The sequence below is a fragment of the Cupriavidus gilardii genome (assembly GCF_013314895.1).
In the GTDB taxonomy this organism is placed as follows: domain Bacteria; phylum Pseudomonadota; class Gammaproteobacteria; order Burkholderiales; family Burkholderiaceae; genus Cupriavidus; species Cupriavidus gilardii_C.
This window is the reverse complement of the sequence record NZ_JABTYE010000059.1, coordinates 1-683: the sequence shown is the minus strand read 5'-3', so window position 1 is coordinate 683 and position 683 is coordinate 1. Positions and strand designations below refer to the sequence as shown.

At 67.1% G+C, this 683-nt stretch carries 1 protein-coding gene; it reads right to left on the bottom strand.

Annotated elements, in window-relative coordinates:
* Positions 1 to 683: polysaccharide deacetylase family protein (locus HTY53_RS24590; protein ID WP_174109195.1), on the bottom strand; the 683-nt coding region annotated here is incomplete at both ends.

Sequence of the window (683 nt, the reverse complement as noted above, 5' to 3'; positions counted from 1 at the left end):
AGCACGTCAAACGCGTCCTTCAGATACTGGAAGAACTGCTCGCCGGTATTGAAGCCCTGCGGCGTGGCAAAGCGCATGTCGTTGGAGTCCAGCGTGTAGGGCACCACCAGATGCGGCTTCGTTTCGCCGTTGCCGGTCGTTACCTCGGTCCAGAACGGCAGGTCGTCGCCGTAGTAGTCCGAGTCGTAGACGAAGCCGCCGTGCTCGACCACCAGGCGCCGCGTATTGGGGCTGTCGCGGCCGGTGTACCAGCCCAGCGGCGCGCTGCCCGTCAGCTCGCGGATGATCTGCATCGCGGTGCGCATGTGCTCGCGCTCGGTCGCCTCGTCGATGTTCTGGTAGTGGATCCAGCGCCAGCCGTGGCAGGCGATCTCGTGGCCGAGCTCGACGAAGGCGCGGGTCAGCTCGGGATGGCGCTGCAGCGCCATCGACACGCCGAAGATGGTCAGCGGCAGCCCGCGCTGCTCGAACTCGCGCAGGATGCGCCAGACGCCGGCGCGCGAGCCGTATTCGTAGATGCTCTCCATGCTCATGTGGCGGTCGGGATAGGCCGCCGCGCCGACGATCTCGGAGAGGAACTGCTCGGAGGCCGCGTCGCCGTGCAGCACGCAGTTCTCGCCGCCTTCCTCGTAATTGAGCACGAACTGCAGCGCAACGCGCGCGCCGCCCGGCCATTGGGCGTG